Genomic DNA, 20,896 nt, shown 5'->3' with positions numbered 1-20,896 from the left:
AGGTGTTGCGAGGACCGCTAGAACCTGCCCCGAGGAACCCGGCCCAGCGGCATACCGCTCGGTCGTTCGTCGACCGCTGATGGATGGTCCCGTCAGGCGGAGGGGGTCAGCTCGTGCGGGCCGACGTCGATCTTCGCGACCCGGGGGTCGCCCGCGTCGGCGAAGTAGTCCGCGGGGATCGTCTCGTCGGGCCCGTCGCCGACCTTGGCGGCCCGGAGGATCACCGTGAGCACGACGGTGACGAGCAGGTTGATCACGAACGCCGTCAGCGCGATGTAGCCCATCTCGCCGATGCCCGGGATCTCGGCGACCGACCCGCCGAAGTGCGCCTTCGTGACCGGGTTGATCACGTTGTACGCGGCGACGCTGCCGTAGATCATGCCCACGGCCCAGCCGACGAGCAGGGCGCGCCGGTGGAACCACTTCGTGTAGAGGTAGAACACGACCGACGGGAACGTCTGCATGATCCAGATGCCGCCGAGCAGCTGGAAGTTGAGAGCGTTCGTCTTGTCGAGGGTGAGGACGAAGATGAGGGCGAACGCCTTGACGACGAGCGAGGTGATCTTCGAGACCTGGGCCTCCTGCTTGACCGTCGCGTCCGGACGCAGCCACGCCTTGTAGATGTTGCGGGTGAACGTGTTGGCAGCCGCGATCGACATGATCGCCGCCGGGACCAGCGCGCCGATGGCGATGGCCGCGAAGCCGACACCGGCGAACCACGACGGGAAGTAGTCCTCGAAGAGCTGCGGGACGACGAGCTGCGGGTTGGGCTTGCCGTCGAGGCCGATCGGCTTCGTCCCCGCTGCGATCGCGACCCACCCGAGAAGGGCGAGCAGGCCCAGCAGGAAGGAGTAGGCCGGCAGGATCGAGGCGTTCTTGCGGATCGTGTTGCGCTTCTGCGCCGAGAGGGTCGCCGTGACCGAGTGCGGGTACATGAACAGCGCCATGGCCGAACCGAGTGCGAGCGTCGCGTAGGCCCAGTACTGGTTGCTCGCGGGGATGAAGACGCCGACGTGCTTGCCGGTGGCCGGGTTGGTCGACTCCATCTTGTGCTGGGCGGCGTCGAAGATGTGGGCCCAGCCGCCGACCTTCGAGGGCAGGTAGATCACCGCGACGATGATGACGAGGTAGATGAGGATGTCCTTGACGAACGCGATGATCGCCGGCGCGCGCAGACCCGAGGTGTAGGTGTAGAGCGCGAGGACGAGGAACGCGATGAAGATCGGCAGGTCCTTGGCGATCCAGCTCCCGCCGCTGCCGACGCCCGCGACCTCGAGGACCGCCTGGATGCCGACGAGTTGGAGGGCGATGTAGGGCATCGTCGCGAGGAAGCCGGTCACCGCGACGGCGAGGGAGAGGGCGCGCGAGCCGGAGCGGCCCTGGACGAAGTCGGCCGGGGTGACGTAGCCGTGGCGGTGCGAGACCGACCACAGGCGCGACATGAAGATGAAGATGATCGGGTAGAGGATGATCGTGTACGGGACGGCGAAGAAGCCGCTCACGGCCCCGGCGGAGAACATCGCCGCGGGCACGGCGACGAAGGTGTATGCCGTGTAGAGGTCGCCGCCGAGCAGGAACCACGTGATCCACGTGCCGAAGGACCGGCCGCCGAGACCCCACTCCTCGAGGCTCTCCATGCTGGCCGGGCGACGCCAACGGGCGGCCCAGAAGCCGGCTCCCGCGACGACGACGAAGAAGAAGATGAGGACGGCGAGGGCGACGCCGTTGACACCGGTCTGCTGACCGGTCGCTGCCTGCAGGGTGCTCATGACTGACCCCTCCAGTCGGTCGTGCCGTCAGCGTCGCCGGCCTCGTTTCCGGCCTCGTCGAGGAACTCGGTCCCCTCGGGGTTCATGGGCACGTGCGGCCTGGCCCGGAGGACCACGCGGTAGGCGGTGTACGTGAGCGCCGAGCAGATGACGACCCAGAGGAACTGGTACCAGATGAAGAAGGGGAAGCCACCGATGCGCGGCCCGTCCTTGGCGTAGGTGCCGACGAGCATCAGCGCGACGATGGGGATGAGCAGGAGGACACCGGCGAGGGCCAGCAGGCCCTTGTTCGCGGGCGGTGCCTCGTGGCGGTGCGGAGTGGTACTCACGCGTTGACCTCCGTTGGTCAGGGCCGGAGGGGGTCCGGCCATGCGTCGCGGAACTTACTCCGCGCCGGCCCCCAGATGTGGTCTGGGACACAGGCAATCCGCGACCGGTCGGACCTGTTCGCCGACCGGCGTCTGCCGGACGGGAGGGCGTGGTCCGAGGGGGCGCGCGTGCACCGATAGGCTGTCGGCCATGGCTGATTTCGATGTCGTTGTGCTCGGTGCTGGTCCTGGTGGTTACGTCGCGGCGATCCGCGCGGCCCAGCTCGGCAAGAAGGTCGCAGTCGTCGAGAAGCAGTACTGGGGCGGGGTCTGCCTCAACGTCGGCTGCATCCCGAGCAAGGCGCTCCTGCGCAATGCGGAGATCGCCCACATCATCACGCACGAGAAGAAGACCTTCGGCATCGAGGGCGACGCCACGATGTCGTTCGGGCCGACGCACGCGCGCAGCCGCGCGGTGGCCGATGCCAGCGCCAAGGGCGTCCATTACCTGATGAAGAAGAACAAGATCGAAGAGGTCGACGGCTGGGGGACGATCACCAGCGCCACCACGATGGACGTCGCCCTCAACGACGGATCCTCGCGCACGCTGTCCTTCGACAACCTCATCATCGCCACCGGCGCGACGACCCGCCTCATCCCCGGGACGTCCCTGTCCGACCGTGTCGTCACCTACGAGGAGCAGATCCTCAGCGACGAGCTGCCAGGGTCCATCATCATCGCCGGCTCGGGCGCCATCGGCGTCGAGTTCGCCTATGTCATGAAGAACTTCGGCGTCGACGTGACGATCGTCGAGTTCCTCGACCGGATGGTCCCGACCGAGGACGCCGATGTGTCCAAGGAGCTGCTCAAGCAGTACAAGAAGCTCGGGGTCAAGGTCATGCTCTCGACCAAGGTCGAGGCGATCGAGGACACCGGCAGCAACGTCAAGGTCACCGTCAGCCCCGCGGCCGGTGGTGAGCGGCAGGTCCTCGAGGCCGACAAGGTGCTCCAGGCCATCGGCTTCGCGCCCCGCACGCAGGGTTACGGCCTCGAGTCGCTCGGTCTGGCGATGACCGAACGGGGCGCCATCGCGGTCGACGGGCGGGGCCGCACGAGCATCCCCACCGTCTTCGCCATCGGCGACGTCACCGGCAAGCTCATGCTCGCCCACACCGCCGAGGCGATGGGCGTCGTCGCCGCCGAGACGATCGGCGACGCCGAGACGATGGAGATCAACTTCGACATGATCCCGCGGGCGACCTTCTGCCAGCCGCAGATCGCCTCGTTCGGCTACTCGGAGGCCCAGGCCAGGGAGAAGGGCTACGACGTCAAGACGTCGAGCTTCCCGTTCTCGGCCAACGGCAAGGCTCGCGGCATGGCCGAGGGCGTCGGGTTCGTCAAGATCGTCGCCGATGCCGAGCACAACGAGCTGCTCGGCGCGCATCTGATCGGACCCGAGGTCACCGAGCTCCTTCCCGCCCTCACGCTGGCCCAGCAGTGGGACCTCACCGCCGACGAGGTCGCACGCAACATCTTCGCCCACCCCACGCTCAGCGAGGCGATGAAGGAAGCCATCGAGGGCATCGCGGGCCACATGATCAACCTCTGATCACAGGCGTTCCGCTCGCTGCGCCGGTTTCCTGGGCCGTTCCGGGCAGGGAAGAACCCGCCATGCTGCACCCCGGCCGTCCTACGTCACTGCTCCGCCTGTGGGAGCAGTGGGTCCCACTGCTCCCACAGGCGGAGCAGTGACGTAGGGCTCTGGGGCCCATGGCGATCCGCTGGGCGCCGCGCCCTCGAGGGGCACGCCGGAGTGTCGGTGGGCGCCTGCACACTTCCCTCAACGGTCATGGGAGGTGGTCATGGGAGGTGGTCATGGGAGGTGGTCATGGACGACGCGTTCGATGCCAGCCGCTACGTCGTGCGGGCTCGCAGACTGGCAGATCTCAGCCAGCGGGAGCTGGCCGAGCGGCTCGGCCTGTCGCGCGCTGCGGTGGGTCGGCTCGAGTCCGCCCGTGGGCGGATCGCGGTCGACACTCTGGTGAGGGTTCTCGCCATGGCCGGCCTGCGGTTGGCGGTCATCGACTCGGCTGGGCGACAGGTGGATCCGGTTCCCCGGGACGTCCTTCGCGACAACGCCCACCGGCGCTTCCCTGCGCACCTCGACGTCGCTCCTCCCGACGAGGTGCCGCCGCTGCGCGCGCTGATGCCCCGCTACGACCGGGCGCCGGCCAAGGGGTGGTATCGCCTCCGTCCCGAGCGTGACCGACTTCGGGTCGAGGCCGCTGCCATGACCGACCACCCGACACTCCGTGACCTCGACGAGCGCGCCCAGCGAAGCGCTCGGGAGCGTCGCCGGATCGTCCGGCTCCTCCGCGCTGCAGCTCCTCCGGTTCCGTCGTGCACCTGCCCGACCCGGTGCTGGGTCGGCGGGGGCTGCGTCGCCACGTGCTCGTGCCAGTGCGAACCGGGCCCACATCGGAGGCGCGCCTGAGCGGGCGGGCGTTCGGACGTATGCCGCCCATGCCATCCATGGCGAAGGCCCCCACACCGGGGTGCGGGGGCCTTCGTCAGCTGCTGCTCGGAGCGGGGCCGGTCAATACCAGACCTTGCGTCCGGCAACAGGGCGTCCGACGGCGCCGAGCAGGAAGAGCACGGCTCCGACGACCACCAGCACGATGCCGATGGTGGTGAGGATGGAGAGGCTGGTCAGCCAACCAACCAGCAGCAGGATGAGTCCGAGAACGATCATGGTGTCGCTTCGCTCCTTGTTGTCGTGGCTCGAGCCGCTCTGGCTCCGAGTCGACTGTCCCCATACCCAGTCCGCCCCGCGGCCAATCGGGAGCTGCCGGTCCGACCGCTCGGGATGAGAGGAGCGGGGTCAGATCCGACGCGCCGCGCGCCACCCGGTCGAGAAGAAGCGCCCGTCATCGAGAACCGACGCGCCCCCGACGTCGCCCATGGTCGGCCCGTTCACGGTCTCCCGGCTGGAGATGAACCGGTGCTGGCCAGCATCATCGACCCCCATGTAGATGCCGACGTGGTCGAGCTGAGAGACGCTGCCCTCGGTCTGGAAGAACACCAGATCTCCCGGTTGCAGAGCCTCGTAGTCGGTGGCTGTCCTGCCCTTGTCGCGCACGATGGTGACGCCGGGGCCGAAAGCTTCGATCGCGTACGCACGGCGCGGGAGGCCAGGACCGGCGTTGTTGGTGCCGAGGAGCGGGTAGCCCATCCGGTAGCCGTAGACCATGCGGACGAAGCCCGAGCAGTCGAGCGACCCGTAGCGGACCCGCTCGGGGAGGTCGACACCTCGGTCGGGGAAGGTCCACCTGATCCCGAGGTAGTCGTTGAAATCGTTGGACTCGCGCCGCCCCTCGCCGCTGCGGTTGACAGGGCCGAAGGAGGCATCGCCGCGGTAACGACGACCCTTGCTGTCCAAGGCCGTCGGCGCGCCGTCGACGTACTGCATCGCTATCTCGAACATGTCGGGACCTCGGTCCGCCCGAGCGGTCTTGAACCACTCCTGGAACCACCCCGACTTCTCGGCGCCGTTCGACCACGGACGCGGCGCGAGCCGGACCCAGGCGGTGGTCGTCAGAGTCACGTCCGTCGAGGACGGCTCGTCGAAGGTCCGCTCGGGACCGGTCAGCACCACGGTGCGGGCGCCGTCCGTCAGGGTGGCGAGGATCGCCCCGGATGCGTCACGCACGATGGTCCGACCCGGGTCGTCGAGCCGGTCGAACGTCACCACGCCCGATGTGGCGGCAGGCGTCGCGCCCTCGCCCTCGGAGGAGCCTGCACCAGCCTCGGTCATGCGCAGCGTCTCGCCGACCGCGGTGTCCGACCGCTGTGAAAGCCACCAGCCACCCCCTCCGGCAAGGAGCGCGGTCACCAGGACGGCGGGGCCGAGTCGCCGCAGGGAGCCGCCGGGCTGGGTCGGCACAATCATCACCTCTGGTCGTCCGTGGCAAAGGGTGGCAAGGGGGCTGGCTGTGGGTTCGGGAGCGAAAGCACGGCCAGCCACGTCCTGTCTGGGCCCAGCTGCCCCCGTCAGCGTGCCCAGTGTAGGCGACGCCGGGAGAGCGCCTCCCAATTCGCCATCTGCCGACCTCGTGGGTACAGTTCGGGCGTCTCCGCCTTGAGGGGGGCGAAGCCGGCAGCGCCGGATGTCCATACAGCCGTCGCGAGATCGAGGTAGCTGAGTCGTGGTGCCCGCCTTCGACCACCCCAGCCACGACCCCACGGTCGCCGCCCGCTCCGAGGAGCTCGACGACCGGCTTGCGGCGATGGCCCGGCTGGCCGCCGCGGCCACCGGGGCGCCGCTCGGCGTGGTCTGCATCTCCGAACCCCAGGCGGCCCACATCAGCGGACCGGCGGGGCCCGTGCCGGTGGGACCTTCGTCCGGGTCTTTCGCGTGGAGCCTGCTCGCCTCGCGCCTGGTCGAGCACTCCGCCGCCGAGACCGTCATCCCCGACCTGCTCGACCACGCTGTCGCGGCGGGCTTGAGCGAGGGGGACCTCGGTGGGGTGACCTCGTTCGAGGGGGCTCCCGTGCGCGATGACCGGGGTGGGGTCGTGGGCGTCGTCGGTGTCCTCGAGACGACCGTCCGAGGATGGTCGCCGGCCAACCGTACGGTCCTCGACGACCTTGCCAACCTCGTCGCGGCCAGCCTGCGCACCCAGCATTCCGCACCCTCCTGGTCGCCGCCCGGGCGGCTCGGCCAGACCATCGCCGACAGCCTCACGGCCGCCGCCTCGGGGCTCGAGGGGCTCGTCGAACATGCGGGCGCCCTCGACGATCCGGGGCTGCAGCGCCGTGCAGGCGTTGCAGAGCGCCACCTGCGCGCCCTCCGTAGCCAGGGTGCCCGTATCCGATCCGAGCTCTCCGCCGAGGGACCGCCCACGGCAGTCCTGTTCGACCTGTGCGCCGTCGTGCGAGACGTGCTCCGGACCCTGTCCGCCGACACCTACGCCTACGGCCTGCGCAGCCAGCTCCCAGAGGCCGCACTCTCCGTCTTGGGTGACCCGGTCGCGGTGGGGGAGGCCCTCGAGCAGCTGCTCACAACAGCGCTCGCCGTCGCCCCCGCCGAGGCGATCACCGTCCAGCTCGTGAGCCGGGCCGTGTCGACGGACTCCCTCTCCGGGTCCCTCACCGCGGACCTGCACATCGCGATCTCCGGCGTCGCACTCGGTGCCGCCGACCTGTCCCGCGCAGTCTCGGGCATCCTACGCACCGACCAGGACGCGCCGGGTCAGGTGCCGCCGGTCACGATCCGTGTCTCCGGCGCCGACGTGAAGATCTCCGGTCGGGGACTGCGCGCCCGGAGCGGCGACCAGGGGACCCAGATCGCGGTGCGCTGGCCCGTCGACCTGGGCTGAGCGCGAGAACGAAGGGAATGAACAGGGGTGGACCACGGATGGCTCTCCGAGCTCGCCTGGGGTACGGGGGCATCGATCGTCTTCGCCCTCGGCTACGTGCTGGCACGACACCGGTGGAAGGAGGACCATGATGCTCGATCGTTCGGCAGCGGTATGGACTGAGTTCCGCGCCCGCTTCGGCCTGGCCGCCTTCCTCCTCGTGTCGTCCGGGGTGCTCGTCGGCATGGAGCGGGGACGCACCCGGGTTGCCCTCCTCGTCCTCGTGCTCGTGGCAGCCGCGGTCGCGCTCCACGTCGACGGCTTCGTGGGCATCGTCGTCGGTCTCGTCGGCGCAGCCCTCCTCATCGCCGTGAAGCGCACCTCGGGCGACTGGGGCAGCGACGAGCTCCCGGTCATCGCCGCGGAGGTGTCGGTCCTGCTCGTCCTGCCCTGGGTCATCGGCGTCCTCGGTGACCACCTGCGCGCGTCGCTCGCCACGCTCGCCAAGCCCGTGCCCGGATCGCTCGTCCCGGCCCGCAACTCGCTCGGGCTCCTCGACGAGGCTCCGGCGCTGTTCCGGCTCGAGGAGGAGCTGCAACGGCGCCGCCGCACCGGGCAGCCGCTCGGCCTGATGCTCGTCGAGGTCGAGGTGTGGGACCCCGACCTCGACGAGGAGAGCGAGGCGGCGGCGCGTCGTTCGGTGGCCCGGCACGTGGAGACGCTCCTGCGCGACATCGACGTGCCGTTCGCCCTCTCGGGCGAGGTCATCGGCGCGATCCTGCCCGCCACCGACCCGGGCGACGCCTGGTCCCTCCTCGGCCCGCTCCTCGACTCCGCGACGACGGCGACTTTCGCGGACCGCGAGGCCGGGTTCCGCCGCGCGATCTTCGACTGCGCGACGCTCCACGGCTGCCTCGCCTTCGCCGACGATGACACGGAGGACGCCGAAGCCCTGCTCCAGCAGGCGCTCGTGGCGCTCGCGACGTCAAGCGAGCCCCAGGCGACGGCGTCGTGAGGATCGCCCTTGTCTGCCTCGGCATCCTCGGCTTCGTGTCGGTCGGCATCTTCGGCTACTGGCGTGAGGTCGTTCGCGCCCACAACGACCGGCTGCAGCAGCTCGATGTGAGGCTGCACGTCAACGGCATCCGCGGGAAGTCGTCCGTGACCCGGTTGCTCGCTGGCGTCCTCCGAGACGGGGGCTACCTGACCGTCGCGAAGACGACAGGTTCGGCGGCCAGAGTCATCGGCCCGACGGGTGAGGAGTCGCCGATCAGCCGCCGCGGCGCTGCGACGATCAACGAGCAGATCGACATTGTTGCCGAGCACGTGTCCGGCGGGATCGAGGCTCTCGTCATCGAGTGCATGGCCGTCCGGCCGCTCTACCAGCAGTACTCCCAGGACTTCATGGTCAAGTCCGACATCACGGTCATCACCAACGTCCGCGAGGACCACCAGGAGGAGATGGGTGAGACCCTCGAGGAGATCGCCGACTCCATGTCCGTGACGATCCCCTACGGCGGTGTCCTGATCACAGCCGAGGACCGGCCGCACCTGCGTGACCGCCTTCAGGCCAACGCCGAGGCCCGCGGGGCGACGCTCGTCTACGCAGACCCCGCCGCCGTCGCCGACGAGGACATGCAAGGCTTCGACTACCTCCAGTTCAAGGAGAACGTCGCCATCGGCCTGGCCGTCGCCCGGATCCTCGGCATCCCGCGGCAGGCGGCGATCGAGGGGATGTGGAAGTCCGTCCCGGACATCGGCGTCGTGCGCCTGCGCACCTACGACATCCGGGGCCGTCGCGTGCTCTGGGTCCCGCTCTTCGCGGCCAACGACCGCGAGAGCGTCATCGCGACCTTCGAGAACCTTCGGGCCCAGTTCCCGCCGGGAGCGAAGGTCATCGGGATGCTCAACAACCGCCACGACCGCGGGCGCCGGGCGGAGCTCTTCTCCCACATGGTCCCCGACGACCTCTCCACGATCCTCGACGAGGTCATCACGCTCGGCGCGTACGAGGAGACCGTGACGGCCACCATGGTCGAGCGGGGCTTCCCCGCCGAGCGCATCCACGCGCTCGGGGAGACGGTCCGCCCGGATCTCGACCAGATGCTCGACACGATCGCGCAGCTCGTCGACGGCCCTGAGGGCGTGCTCGTCGGCATGGTCAACATCCACACCGAGCAGGCCGAGATGCTCATGGAGCACTTCGCCCACCTGCAGGGCGAGGATCACCGTGAGGAGCTCGACGAGGCGCGCGAGCCGGCGCGCATGCCGGCCGGCGTGGCCCGGATGCAGCGAGCGGCCACGCGGCCGGCGATCCCGCAGGTCGGGCGGCGGAGAGCACTGTGAGCACGTACACCATGACGCCCGAGGTGGTCCGCGTGACCATCGTCGTCGGGGTCATCCTCAGCATCGTCTTCTACGAACGGGTCCAGCTGACGACGGGCGGAGCCATCGTCCCGGCGTACCTCGCCATCGCCGTCGTCAGGCCGATCGCCGTCCTCGTGACAGTGGGAGCCGGATACCTCACCCATGTGCTCGTCACCCGGGTGATCACGAAGCGGCGCATCCTCTACGGGCGGCGCAAGTTCGAGGTGGAGGTGCTGGTCGGCCTCGCGATCATCACCTCGTGCACCCTCTCGGCGCACTTCCTCGGCCGACTCGACCCGGCCCTGCTCGCCTTCGCCGGCATCGGCTTTCTCATCCCCGGCATCATCGCCCACGACATGGGACGCCAGACGCCGAAGCGGACCATCGCCGCGATCGCGATCACGACGTCGATCCTCGCGGTGTTCGCGTACGTCGTGTCCAGCCTGGTCTCGATCGTCCCCGGGGCGAGCACGGCGAGCGCTGCGCTGCTCTCCTCGCGCCTCGGCTACCCGCGTGAGCTGCTCCTCGTCGCGGTCGGTGTGAGCGTGCTCGTCGGCATGTTCGTCTACGACCGGATCGGGTTGCGCTCGGGAGGCTTCATCACAGGCGCCTACCTCGCGCTCGTCAGCCCGCGATGGGCCGACCTCGTCTTCACCCTCGTCATCGCGGTCGCGACCTGGTTCGTCGTCGTGAAGGTCCTCATGCCCCGGCTCCTGCTCTTCGGCCGCCGCAAGGTCTCGACGATGATGCTCGTCGGGGCGGTGATCGGCTGGTCGGGGGAGCTCGTGCTCGCCATCGTCACCCATCGCGAGTACACCCCGTGGCTCGGGCTCACCGTGGCGACGCTCATGGTGCCGGCCCTCATCGCCAACGACGCGCAGCGGCAGGGCTGGCAGCGAACCATCTGGGGAACCACCCTCGTCGGGGTCGGCGTCTTCGCGGCCACCAACCTCATCGCCGTTCCCCTCGAGCTGGGAGGCCTGCTGTGAGGCGCCCCGACCGTTCTCCCATCAACCTCGCCCTGCCGACGGTGGTCACCGCCGTCCTCGTCGGCTCCGTCCTGGGGGTGGCCTTCCAGGCGGACCCCGAGCCGGTGACCGTCGCCGCGCCGGTCCCGACGGCCCAGGGCCTCGTCGTCGACGAGACCGGCCGACCCGTCCCGAAGGCCGTCGTCACCGTCGGCGGGGCGAAGGTCCTGGCCGACACCCGGGGCCACTACTCCGTGGCCCTCAGGGCGCCCGCGCTGGCCTCGGCCTCGGCGACCGGGCACCTCTCGCGCGCGTTCGCGGTCGAGCCGGGCAAGGCGCGCAACGTCGTGCTCACCTCGAACGCGAAGCAGACGCTGTCGCTGCGTTTCGGCGGGGACACGATGATGGGCCGACGCTTCTACGAGGGGTATCGCGGTCAAGCCCCGGCTCTTCCCGAGAACGCCACGCCCGAGGACCACGCTGCGGTCCTGCGCGACATCGGCCCGTTCCTGCAGGACTCGGACCTCACCGTGGTCAACCTCGAGACCGCGCTCCTCGCCGACACGGCGATCGAGGTCGAAGGCAAGCGACGCCCGGGCCTGCACCCGACGAAGGACCTCATCGTCACGAGCGCGACGGCACTGGCCAAGGGCCTCGCCCTGGCAGGCGTTGATGTCGTCTCGCTCGGGAACAACCACACCATCGACGGCCTCAAGCCGGGTCTGCAGTCGACGAACGAGGCGCTCGATGCGGCCGGCATCGCCCACTTCGGGGCGGGGGTCGACGCCGATGCCGCCTGGAAGCCGGCCCTGGTGAAGCGGCGCGGGCAGACGGTCGCCTTCCTCGGGTGCACGACGGTCACGGGTCGCCAGACGAGCATCCCGTACGTCGCGAGCGCGTCCAGCCCTGGTGCTGCCGAGTGCGAGGCCACCCGCCTCGCCGACGAGGTGAAGAAGGCGGCCAAAAGGGCGGACTCGGTCGTCGTCATGATCCACGGGGGAGTGGAGTACCGCCGCAGCCAGACCGTCCAGGTCCGTTCGCTCGCGACCGTCGCGCAGCAGGCCGGTGCTCGCGTTGTCATCGGCTCCCACCCCCATGTCATCGGTGGGCTCGTCAGCACGCAGTCGAACGTCTTCGCCGAGTCGCTCGGGAACCTCGTCTTCGACCAGGAGCTCTGGCCCACGTTCCCGTCGATGCTCGTCCGCGTCGACCTGCGTCGCGGTGTCCCCGTGTCGACGACCGTGGACCCCATCGTCATCGACGCCTACCGTCCCCGACCCGCGATCGGGGAGATGGCCGATGCGATCGCGCGAATCGCGGCCGGCCATGCCGCCGGGGTCTCAACCGGTGCGAGCGACGGCGCCGGCCGCCTCGGCGGGACGTCCGCTGCGCTCGCGCTCGGGCCGGCACCGGCGGCGAAGGTCGTGAAGGTGCCGCTCAAGCTCGGACAGGTACGTCGCCTCGCTTCCGGGTGGTGGTACGCACCACCGGCCACGCCGGGCCAGCCGCTTGTTCGGATGGGGAGCGACCTGCTCTTCGGCACCGGGACCTTCGAGCCGATGGAGATCGGCCGCCGGGCGGCGAACGTGCCGCTCTGGTCGCTCGGAAAGTACGGGTCCGTCACCACCGACGCCGCGTGCGGCCCGGCTTCCGCCGACGGTTCGGCCGGCTCGGGGCTCATGCTCGCGCGAACCCCGCTCAGCACCCGGACCGCATTCGCCTCACCCCAGCACCGCACCCCGGTGACGCCTCGGCAGAAGCTGTCGGTCCTCGCCAGCCTGCGGCAGGCGTCCGAGGGAAGCCAGCTTCAGGTCCACTGGTTCAAGGCCTTCGCGGGCCCGAGCTCGTCCATCTCCTCCATCGAGCTGCCCGAGGGCTCGTGGGACCGGGACTCCTGCCGACGGGTGCGCTTCGACGTGACCGTGCCGAAGGGTGCCGTGGCCGCCCAGGTCTTCGTCCTGCTCAAGCCGCCGGCTGGAGGACAGCGCGTCCGCCGGCTCGCCGTCGACGACGTCTCCCTCGTCGACTGGGCCCCCTCCGGCCGGACCGGCCGACGGTACGGGGTGCTCGAGGTCCTCAAGGACGCGTCCGTCCCGTTCTCCGCCGACGACGGCGGCCTGGCCTCGGCGAGCCCGATCGTGCCGGTGTCGCAGCCCTGAATGATCGCGCGACGAGGGCGCGCGATTAGGGCGCGCGAACGCCCGCTGTTAGTCTTGGGGGGCCGTTCGATCGGCCGCGGATCGATAGCGCCCAGGTGGACATGCCCTGGTGCACCGCGCAACGAGATGAGAAGGAGTCGGTTCATCCATGCCTTTGGACGCTGACGTGAAGAAGCAGATCATGGCCGAGTACGCCACCAAGGACGGCGACACCGGCTCCCCCGAGGTGCAGATCGCGATGCTGACGCAGCGCATCAAGGACCTCACCGAGCACGCCCGTGCCCACAAGCACGACCACCACAGCCGTCGCGGCCTCCTGCTGCTCGTCGGTCGCCGCAAGCGCATGCTGCGCTACCTCGAGGCCACCGACATCGAGCGCTACCGTTCGCTGATCAAGCGACTCGGCCTGCGTCGATGAGCTCCTGACGGGAGGCGGTCACCGCGTTGCGCGGAGGCCGCCTCTCGTCGTAGGTGCCGCCAACTCCACAGCGCCTCACCGGAGAGCCCCCGAGGCTCCCTCCCCACGAACTTCTGTCCGCGCCGCGGGCAGAGCCGGAATCGCTTCCGGCACGGAAGAAAACCCTGCACACAACGACGATGTGCACGGGCACTTGAGAAAAAGAAAGCGAGGGCCCACATGGAGGGTCCAGACATCACCTTCGCCGAGGCTGTCATCGACAACGGCAGCCACGGCACCCGCACGGTCCGGTTCGAGACCGGGCGCCTGGCCAAGCAGGCCGGCGGCGCCGTCACGGCATACCTCGACGACGACACGATGCTGCTGTCCACCACGTCCGCCGGCAAGCAGCCGAAGGACCAGTTCGACTTCTTCCCGCTGACGGTCGACGTCGAAGAGCGCATGTACGCGATCGGCAAGATCCCCGGCTCGTTCTTCCGCCGCGAGGGCCGTCCGTCCACCGAGGCCATCCTCACCTGCCGCCTCATCGACCGTCCGCTGCGTCCGACCTTCAAGAAGGGCCTGCGCAACGAGGTCCAGGTCATCATCTCGGTGTTCTCCCTGAACCCCGACCACCAGTACGACGTGCTCGCGATCAACGCGGCCTCGGCGTCGACCCAGATCTCGGGTCTGCCGTTCTCCGGCCCCGTCGGCGGTGTGCGCGTCGCGCTCATCGACGGCCAGTGGGTCGCCTTCCCGAACTTCTCCGACGCCGAGCGCTCCGTCTTCGACATGGTCGTCGCCGGCCGCGTCGTCACGCACGCCGACGGCTCCGAGGACGTCGCGATCATGATGGTCGAGGCGGAGTCCACCGAGTCGACGTGGAACCTCGTCAAGAACGAGGGCAAGCAGGCGCCGACCGAAGAGGTCGTCGCCGAGGGCCTCGAGGCCTCGAAGAAGTTCATCAAGGTCCTCTGCGAGGCCCAGGCCCAGCTCGCCGCCGCGGCGGCGAAGCCGGTCCAGGAGTTCCCCGTCTTCCTCGACTACGAGGACGACGCGTATGCCGCTGTCGAGGCCGCCGTGTCCGCCGACACCGCTGCTGCCCTGACGATCGCCGGCAAGCAGGAGCGCGAGGACCGTCTCGACGAGATCAAGGACGCCATGAAGGCGCAGCTCGCCGAGCAGTTCGAGGGCCGCGAGAAGGAGTTGTCCGCAGCGTTCCGCTCGGTCCAGAAGAAGCTCGTGCGCCAGCGCATCCTGCGTGACAAGGTCCGCATCGACGGCCGCGGCCTGGCCGACATCCGCGCCCTGGGCGCCGAGGTCGAGGTCCTGCCGCGCGTTCACGGCTCGGCGATCTTCGAGCGCGGCGAGACGCAGATCATGGGTGTCACGACGCTCAACATGCTGAAGATGGAGCAGCAGCTCGACACGCTGAGCCCCGTCACGCGCAAGCGCTACATGCACAACTACAACTTCCCGCCGTACAGCACCGGTGAGACCGGCCGGGTCGGTTCGCCGAAGCGCCGCGAGATCGGCCACGGCGCGCTCGCCGAGCGGGCCCTCATGCCGGTCCTGCCGACGCGCGAGGAGTTCCCGTACGCGATCCGCCAGGTGTCCGAGGCCCTCGGCTCCAACGGCTCGACGTCGATGGGCTCGGTCTGCGCGTCGACGCTGTCGCTGCTCAACGCCGGTGTGCCGCTGCGCGCCCCGGTCGCGGGCATCGCGATGGGCCTCGTGTCCGACGTCGTCGACGGCGAGACGCAGTACGCTGCCCTCACCGACATCCTCGGTGCGGAGGACGCCTTCGGTGACATGGACTTCAAGGTCGCCGGCACCAAGGAGTTCGTGACGGCCATCCAGCTCGACACGAAGCTCGACGGCATCCCCGCGTCGGTCCTCGCCGGCGCGCTGACGCAGGCCCGCGACGCGCGCCTGCACATCCTCGACGTCATGGCCGAGGCGATCGACCAGCCCGACGAGATGAGCCCGTTCGCTCCGCGGATCATCACGGTGAAGGTCCCCGTCGACAAGATCGGTGAGGTCATCGGCCCGAAGGGCAAGATGATCAACCAGATCCAGGACGACACGGGCGCCGACATCTCGATCGAGGACGACGGCACGGTGTTCATCGGTGCGGTCGACGGCCCGTCGGCCGAGGCGGCTCGGGCGGCGATCAACGCGATCGCCAACCCGCAGATGCCCGAGGTCGGCGAGCGCTTCCTCGGCACGGTCGTCAAGACGACGACGTTCGGCGCCTTCATCTCCCTGCTGCCCGGCAAGGACGGCCTGCTGCACATCTCCGAGGTGCGCAAGCTCGTCGGCGGCAAGCGGATCGACAGCGTCGACGACGTCCTCAAGGTCGGCCAGAAGGTCCAGGTCGAGCTCAAGGAGATCGACCCGCGCGGCAAGCTCTCGCTCGCTGCGGTCCTCGCCGAGGGCGAGGGCGAGGCCGCGGAGGCTCCTGCCGAGGCGACCGTCGAGGCCTGACCGGCCGGGTCCGTCCCGGACCGTCCTGGTGTTCGCGTGGCCCGTCACCCCTTCGGGGGTGGCGGGCCACGCGTCGTTCTCCGGGCGTATGCCGCCCGGCTCAGTCGCGCCGCCCGTACCGTCCCGCGAAGCGCGGGTCGGACTCCCACCAGAGCCCGGAGGTCGCCGCCGGGGCGACGCCGTCGGCGGTGCCGTGTTCGGTGCGTGCTTCGGGACTCGACGTCGCGGCCTCCTCGGCGAGCGCGAGCTCCGCGTCGACGGCCCGCGCCTCGCGCTCGTCGCTGCGGACCCACTCGAGGAAGACGGCGGCGATGACGGGCAGGCCGACGACCTCGGCCACGGCAAGGAGCGCTCCGCCGCCGAGCTTCTGGTCCATGGCCGGGGTCAGGCCGCTCGCGCCCGACGCATAGCCCGGGAAGCCGGGCGTCAGCAGCGTGGAGGCGGTCATGATGACGATGCCCGGGACCGCGTCGAGCAGCCCGTCGAAGAACGCGAGGAACGTCCGGACCGGCGGCGTCGCCCATGACGGGAGCAGCTCGTCGGTGAGCAGGGGCAGGACGAAGAGCAGGCCGGTGACGATGAGCACGAAGTAGAGCAGGGCCTCGCTCGCGACCGACCGGGTCGTCGCCTCGAACCACGGCGTGAAGAAGACCACCATGACCGTCATGACGGCGAGGAGCGTGCTCACGGCCGGGAACATCAGGGCCCGGGCGAGTCGCCCCTCGAGGAGGCGAAGGGCCCGGCGCGGGCCGCGCCCTCGCTCGGCGAGCCCGCGAAGAAGCCCGACCGGGTCACCGAGGGCGAGCCCGACGGGGGTGAGCGAGGCGAGGACGCCGACCTGGAGCGCCGCGACCCAGAAGATCTCGGTGCGGTGGACGGCGAGGGGCCCGCACACGGCATAGGCGAGGGTGCCGACGCCGGCGCCGAGGTAGAGGGCGGTGCGCCACCACGGCCACGCGACACCGAGCCGATGGGCGCGGAGCAACCACCCGGCATACGGCAGGACGGCGAGGGCGACGAGCGCGAGGCCGAGGGGCCGCGCGGTCCAGTCGGTGATCAGCGACGTCGGGGTGAACGGGGGCACGCCGGGCATCGTCGTCCCTGCTCCTGACAGCAGGATGGGAACGTCCTGCCCGGAGCCCGGGTCAACGGGTGTTGCCCGTGTGCCCGAGCGAGAAGCGCCCAGGCTGCGGCCAGACGAGCAGGCCGTGTGGCCCCGAGTCGGTCCGGATCCGCGCGAGCAGGCGCCCGTCGGACGTGTCGAGGACGTAGACCTCGGCGCTGTAGCGCCCGGAGAGCCACAGCTCGGTGCCGTCCGCGGTGACGCCGCCCATGTCGGGCGTGGCGTGACCCGGGATCCGCCACGTCGTCTCGGGGGCGTCGGTCGCGGCGTTGAAGACGGTGATGGTTCCGGCGTCCCGGTTGGAGACGAAGACCCGCTTGGCGTCGCGCGACGGGTAGATGCCGTGGGCGCCATGCCCCGTCGGGACGAAGTGGTCGTATCGGAAGGTGGCAGAGTCGATGAACCACACGCCGTTGCGCAGCATGTCGGCGACCATGAACCAGCGGCCGTCCGGGGTGAGGCGCACGTCCTGCGGCATCGAGGACGCGCCGCGGGCCAGTCCCTTGCGGGGTCCCTGCATACCGCCCGCCATCATCGGGTCGGTCGCGTCGGGCGTCGTGATGGAGTTGAGGTCGATGACCTTGCGGACCCGGGTCGCGTCGCTGTCGACCACGAGGAGCCGCCCGTTGAACTCGCAGCTCGCGACGAACGTCGTGAGGTCCGCCGTGAAGTCGGCGTGGTTGACCCCGGCGCACTCCGGCACAGGCAGGGAGCGGATCTGCCGGAGGCTGTGCGCGTCGAGGACGTCGATGGCCCGGAACCGCGACGCCATGACGAGGGCGTAGCGCCCGTTCGGCGTGAAGTAGAGGTTGTACGGGTCACGGACGGTCACCGGTCGGCCGACGAGACCGGTCAGGGGGTCGATCGGCGTCAGGGCGTTGCCACGGTCGGAGTTGATCCACAACCGGGTGAAGTCCCAGGACGGGACGACGTGTTCGGGGGAGCTCGGCACCCGGACCCGCCGGATGACCCGGCGCGTGGCCGGGTCGATGACCTCGAGGGTCCCGGCGATCTGGTTCGGCACGTACACCAGGGGCTTGGCCCGGAGGGCGGCCCCGGTCAGCTCGCCGGCCCCGGTGTGCGCGTACGGGCCCGGGCCCTTGGGCTGCGTTGTCGCCATGGCGTCGGCCGGGCTCGGAGCGGGTGGCGCCGTCGTCACCGCCGAGGATGAGGTGGCCTGGACCGGGGCCGCGGCACCGGCCGAGGGTCCGGTGCAGGCGGCGGTGCCGAGCGCCGCTCCGAGCAGCAGCCCGAGGACGACGAGACGTGGCGACCTCATGCGAGCAGGCTCGTCACGGTGACGGGGGCGAGGGACCGGGCGGCGAGGCCCCCGAGGATCCGGGGGAGAGCGGCGACCGTCCCGGCGTGGCCGAGGTGGAGGCTGACGATCGAGCCGGCCTGAACGCCCGCGAGGGTTCGGTTCACGACGGCCGTCGTGCCGGGGTCCTGGTAGTCGGCCGGGTCGACATCGTAGGAGATGCAGCGGGCGTAGCCGGACGCGGCGGCAGCGGCCCGGATCGTCGGGGTCGACTCGGGTGTCCCGGACGGCCGGAAGAGCAGGGGCGAGGATCCCGCGATGGCGGCGACGGCGCGTGCCCCGTCGGCGATCTCCGTGCGGGCGGCGTCGGCCGACAGCCGGGGAAGGGTGCGGTGCGACCACGTGTGGTTGCCGAGGTCATGGCCTCCAGCGACGATGGCCCGCCCCAGCTCGGGGTTGGCCGCCAGCCAGCGCCCGACGGCGAAGACGGTGACGTGAGCGTGGTGGGCGGCCAGCACGTCGAGGGCGCGGAGCGTCAGCGCCGCCTCGCCGGCGCCGTGGAAGGTGAGCGCGACCGCGGGCGGAGCCGAATCGGCGCGCCGGATGTCCGGCCCGGGGGTGCGGAGCACGGCCGGGACCGTGGCTGCCCCGCCGGCGGAAGCGCCGGGGGCGGACGCCGAGGACGCGGAGGGCGCCGGCGATGCCGTCGGCCCGGTGGGCGCCGAGGACGTCGACAGCGGGGAGCCCGAGGACGACGGGGTGGAGGCGGTCTCGTCGCCCGGGGAACACGCGGCGGCTCCGAGCCCGATGGCGGAGGCGATCCCGCCACGGAGCAGGGCGCGTCGCCCGAGGGTGGGGGTCTCATCCGGCACGACGGTCATCCTCGGCCCCGGACCTGTCCTGTTGCTGGGAGGAGCCAGCACGTGCCCTGAGCACCCGGCGGCATCGTGGCAACCCGCGTCAGGAGCCTGCGTCAGAAGATCGCGTTGACGACGTTCCAGCCGCCGCCGAGCAGCCGGCGGGCCAGCCAGCCGCTCGCCGTGCGCGGGTACAGCCAGAGGTTGCCGGCGCTGTCGCGGGCGACGACGTCGGGGATCCGGTTGCCGTCGAGGTCTCCGGCGCTCATGATCGCCGTCATGGACCCCCAGCCCGTCCCGATGCGGACGCGGGAGAGGAACCCGCCCGCGCCGTTGCCCGGGTAGAGCCACAGGTATCCGGTCGAGCGCTCACGGGCGATCAGGTCGGCGCGGCCGTCGCCGTTGACGTCCCCGGGGCCGATGATCGTGCTCATGCCGTTCCAGCCGGTGCCGATGAGCGTCACCGTGCTCTGGAAGCCACCGGTGCCGTTGCCGCGGTAGAGATAGAGGTCGCCCGTCGAGCTCCGCCGGGCGATGACGTCGACGCGCTGGTCGCCGTTGAAGTCGCCGACGCCGACGATCGGGGTGAAGGCGGCCCATCCACGGCCGACGACGACGGGGGAGCCGGTGAAACCGCCTCGGCCGTTGCCGCGGTAGAGCCAGAGGTCCCCGGTCGACGTGGTGCGGGCGAGGACGTCGAGCGCGCCGTCGCCGGTGAAGTCGCCGACGGTCTCGAGGGCGTTGTAGATCCCCCATCCCGTCGCGATCCGCACCCCGGCCGCGAGGGCACCGCGCCCGTTGCCGGCGTAGAGGCGCAGCGAACCGTCGCTCCACCGGGCCAGCACGTCGTTGTTCCAGTCGCCCGTGAACTCGGCGGTGCTGAACGACAGCGACGACGGCGGGACCGGGAGTGCCGTGAAGGCGTACGGCTCACAGGTCCGGTCGTAGTCGCGGGTGTCGTCCCACCACTGCGAGAGGAAGACGTGCCCGCCGGAGAAGCTCGCCTGGGTGCACCGGTCGAGCGCCTCGTTGGGGTAGTCGAGCCGGCCTGCCGTGGCCCACACGGGCACACCCGGCAGCCGCCAGGACCCGGTGATCTCCTGCCAGCCGGAGGCGTTGGAGTAGAGGCCGTAGGCGTAGCCGGAGTCTCGGAGCCCCCGCATCAGCCCCTCGACGACGAACCGGTTCTCCTGCTCGCGCGCGCTCGTGCCGACCGGCCAGGGCTGAGCGGGGCGCGGCTCGACGTCGATCCAGACGACGGGGGGCCGCCATCCGATCCGCGAGAGGCTGGCAGCCGCATACTTCGCCTCCGAGTACCCGACGTTGGACAGCGTCCCGGCGCGAGTGCTCGAGGACCATGGCCCCTGCGTGCCGTAGGTGCTCAGCTGCGCGGACGTGGGGAAGCCGGCCATCGTGTACGCGTGGGCGGGCTTGGAGTGGTCCTTGACCCACTGGAACTGGGTGGCGAGGCACGGGTTCTCGGTGAACGGCAGGCCCCTGGTCAGCCCGACGATGACGAACTGCGCCGTCGTCGGCGGCATCGGCAGGCCGGAGCCGCCCTGGGCGGTCGGGCACTGCGGCCAGGAGATGTCGTTGCCGAACATGACGGCCGCGTTGGCAGTCGGCGCCGTCAACACCCCCAGGACCAGCGCGAGGGCGGCGAGGGGGACGATCACGAGCCCCCGAAGGCCCTTCCGGACGACATCGACACGGATCGGTGCTGACATGCGAACCACTTCCCTCTGACACGTCCAGTCTGCGCCGCGACCCGAGGGGCGGGGGCGCGATTGCCCGAAGCGGTCCGTATGCCGCCGGGCTCGGTCCGGCGGCCGCGTGACCTGACTAC

Annotated in this window: 17 protein-coding genes; 9 read left to right on the top strand and 8 right to left on the bottom strand. The window is 70.5% G+C overall.

Annotated features, from left to right (window positions below):
• Positions 1-92: 92 nt before the first annotated feature.
• Positions 93-1,769 (bottom strand): monocarboxylate uptake permease MctP, encoded by a 1,677-nt coding sequence (gene mctP / locus N865_RS01625; protein WP_051509826.1) that lies wholly within the window; start codon positions 1,767-1,769, stop codon positions 93-95.
• Entirely contained in the window at positions 1,766-2,098 is a 333-nt protein-coding gene (locus N865_RS21470; RefSeq protein ID WP_051509824.1) for a DUF3311 domain-containing protein, read from the bottom strand. Before N865_RS21470 ends, mctP begins: the two co-directional genes overlap by 4 nt.
• 190 nt (positions 2,099-2,288) lie before the next feature.
• Between N865_RS21470 and lpdA the strand changes: the two genes are divergently transcribed.
• Positions 2,289-3,686: a dihydrolipoyl dehydrogenase gene (lpdA, locus tag N865_RS01615; protein WP_034800719.1), complete on the top strand. Its 1,398-nt coding sequence runs from the start codon at positions 2,289-2,291 to the stop codon at positions 3,684-3,686.
• Positions 3,687-3,965: 279 nt separating this feature from the next.
• Positions 3,966-4,571, top strand: a complete 606-nt coding sequence (locus N865_RS21465; RefSeq protein ID WP_051509821.1) for a helix-turn-helix domain-containing protein — start codon at positions 3,966-3,968, stop codon at positions 4,569-4,571.
• A gap of 102 nt (positions 4,572-4,673) precedes the next feature.
• Here N865_RS21465 and N865_RS22940 read toward each other — a convergent pair whose 3' ends face one another.
• Together N865_RS22940 and N865_RS01605 are read right to left on the bottom strand one after the other, a co-directional pair.
• The gene (locus tag N865_RS22940; protein ID WP_169735679.1) at positions 4,674-4,829 is read right to left on the bottom strand and encodes a hypothetical protein; all 156 of its coding nucleotides are present in this window, start codon (positions 4,827-4,829) and stop codon (positions 4,674-4,676) included.
• A gap of 129 nt (positions 4,830-4,958) precedes the next feature.
• Positions 4,959-6,020, bottom strand: a complete 1,062-nt coding sequence (locus N865_RS01605; protein ID WP_211244826.1) for a C40 family peptidase — start codon at positions 6,018-6,020, stop codon at positions 4,959-4,961.
• Positions 6,021-6,282: 262 nt separating this feature from the next.
• On the opposite strand from N865_RS01605, the gene N865_RS01600 reads away from it, so the two are divergent.
• The 7 genes from N865_RS01600 to N865_RS01570 all read left to right on the top strand — a co-directional run bounded on the left by N865_RS01600 (position 6,283) and on the right by N865_RS01570 (position 15,812).
• Positions 6,283-7,455 (top strand): ATP-binding protein, encoded by a 1,173-nt coding sequence (locus tag N865_RS01600; RefSeq protein ID WP_034800716.1) that lies wholly within the window; start codon positions 6,283-6,285, stop codon positions 7,453-7,455.
• 127 nt (positions 7,456-7,582) lie between these two features.
• Positions 7,583-8,449, top strand: a complete 867-nt coding sequence (locus N865_RS01595) for a nucleotidyl cyclase domain-containing protein (protein WP_034800715.1) — start codon at positions 7,583-7,585, stop codon at positions 8,447-8,449.
• Positions 8,446-9,780 carry a poly-gamma-glutamate synthase PgsB gene (gene pgsB, locus N865_RS01590; RefSeq protein WP_051509819.1) on the top strand — a complete coding sequence of 445 codons (1,335 nt, stop codon included), beginning with the start codon at positions 8,446-8,448 and terminating at the stop codon, positions 9,778-9,780. The genes N865_RS01595 and pgsB overlap by 4 nt, the downstream gene beginning before the upstream one ends.
• The gene (locus N865_RS01585) at positions 9,777-10,790 is read left to right on the top strand and encodes a poly-gamma-glutamate biosynthesis protein PgsC/CapC (protein ID WP_034800713.1); all 1,014 of its coding nucleotides are present in this window, start codon (positions 9,777-9,779) and stop codon (positions 10,788-10,790) included. Before pgsB ends, N865_RS01585 begins: the two co-directional genes overlap by 4 nt.
• Positions 10,787-12,928 (top strand): CapA family protein, encoded by a 2,142-nt coding sequence (locus N865_RS01580; protein ID WP_034800711.1) that lies wholly within the window; start codon positions 10,787-10,789, stop codon positions 12,926-12,928. Before N865_RS01585 ends, N865_RS01580 begins: the two co-directional genes overlap by 4 nt.
• A gap of 148 nt (positions 12,929-13,076) precedes the next feature.
• Positions 13,077-13,346, top strand: coding sequence for a 30S ribosomal protein S15 (rpsO, locus tag N865_RS01575; protein ID WP_034800709.1), 270 nt, complete (start codon positions 13,077-13,079; stop codon positions 13,344-13,346).
• 219 nt (positions 13,347-13,565) lie between these two features.
• Positions 13,566-15,812: a polyribonucleotide nucleotidyltransferase gene (locus tag N865_RS01570; protein ID WP_034800707.1), complete on the top strand. Its 2,247-nt coding sequence runs from the start codon at positions 13,566-13,568 to the stop codon at positions 15,810-15,812.
• A gap of 100 nt (positions 15,813-15,912) precedes the next feature.
• Here N865_RS01570 and N865_RS01565 read toward each other — a convergent pair whose 3' ends face one another.
• From N865_RS01565 to N865_RS01550, 4 genes are all read right to left on the bottom strand, one after another.
• Complete coding sequence (locus tag N865_RS01565) at positions 15,913-16,896, bottom strand: cytochrome c oxidase assembly protein (RefSeq protein ID WP_169735678.1); 984 nt, start codon at positions 16,894-16,896, stop codon at positions 15,913-15,915.
• 61 nt (positions 16,897-16,957) lie between these two features.
• Positions 16,958-18,214 (bottom strand): YncE family protein, encoded by a 1,257-nt coding sequence (locus N865_RS01560; protein ID WP_034800705.1) that lies wholly within the window; start codon positions 18,212-18,214, stop codon positions 16,958-16,960.
• Positions 18,211-19,065, bottom strand: coding sequence for a polysaccharide deacetylase family protein (locus N865_RS22115; RefSeq protein ID WP_245603624.1), 855 nt, complete (start codon positions 19,063-19,065; stop codon positions 18,211-18,213). Before N865_RS22115 ends, N865_RS01560 begins: the two co-directional genes overlap by 4 nt.
• Before the next feature lie 101 nt (positions 19,066-19,166).
• On the bottom strand, positions 19,167-20,777 hold the full coding sequence (locus N865_RS01550) for an FG-GAP-like repeat-containing protein (protein ID WP_084327848.1): 1,611 nt from the start codon (positions 20,775-20,777) through the stop codon (positions 19,167-19,169).
• Between the last annotated feature and the right edge of the window lie 119 nt (positions 20,778-20,896).

Source organism: Intrasporangium oryzae NRRL B-24470 (assembly GCF_000576595.1).
Classification (GTDB): domain Bacteria; phylum Actinomycetota; class Actinomycetes; order Actinomycetales; family Dermatophilaceae; genus Intrasporangium_C; species Intrasporangium_C oryzae.
This window is presented reverse-complemented; position numbering and strand designations above follow the sequence as displayed.

Excerpts from the sequence above, each read along its gene's own strand:
- N865_RS01550 (WP_084327848.1), bottom strand. The coding sequence starts at position 20,777 with ATGTCAGCACCGATCCGTGTCGATGTCGTCCGGAAGGGCCTTCGGGGG.
- rpsO (WP_034800709.1), top strand. The coding sequence starts at position 13,077 with ATGCCTTTGGACGCTGACGTGAAGAAGCAGATCATGGCCGAGTACGCC.
- lpdA (WP_034800719.1), top strand. The coding sequence starts at position 2,289 with ATGGCTGATTTCGATGTCGTTGTGCTCGGTGCTGGTCCTGGTGGTTAC.
- mctP (WP_051509826.1), bottom strand. The coding sequence starts at position 1,769 with ATGAGCACCCTGCAGGCAGCGACCGGTCAGCAGACCGGTGTCAACGGC.
- N865_RS01560 (WP_034800705.1), bottom strand. The coding sequence starts at position 18,214 with ATGAGGTCGCCACGTCTCGTCGTCCTCGGGCTGCTGCTCGGAGCGGCG.
- N865_RS22940 (WP_169735679.1), bottom strand. The coding sequence starts at position 4,829 with ATGATCGTTCTCGGACTCATCCTGCTGCTGGTTGGTTGGCTGACCAGC.
- N865_RS21465 (WP_051509821.1), top strand. The coding sequence starts at position 3,966 with ATGGACGACGCGTTCGATGCCAGCCGCTACGTCGTGCGGGCTCGCAGA.
- N865_RS01570 (WP_034800707.1), top strand. The coding sequence starts at position 13,566 with ATGGAGGGTCCAGACATCACCTTCGCCGAGGCTGTCATCGACAACGGC.
- N865_RS01595 (WP_034800715.1), top strand. The coding sequence starts at position 7,583 with ATGATGCTCGATCGTTCGGCAGCGGTATGGACTGAGTTCCGCGCCCGC.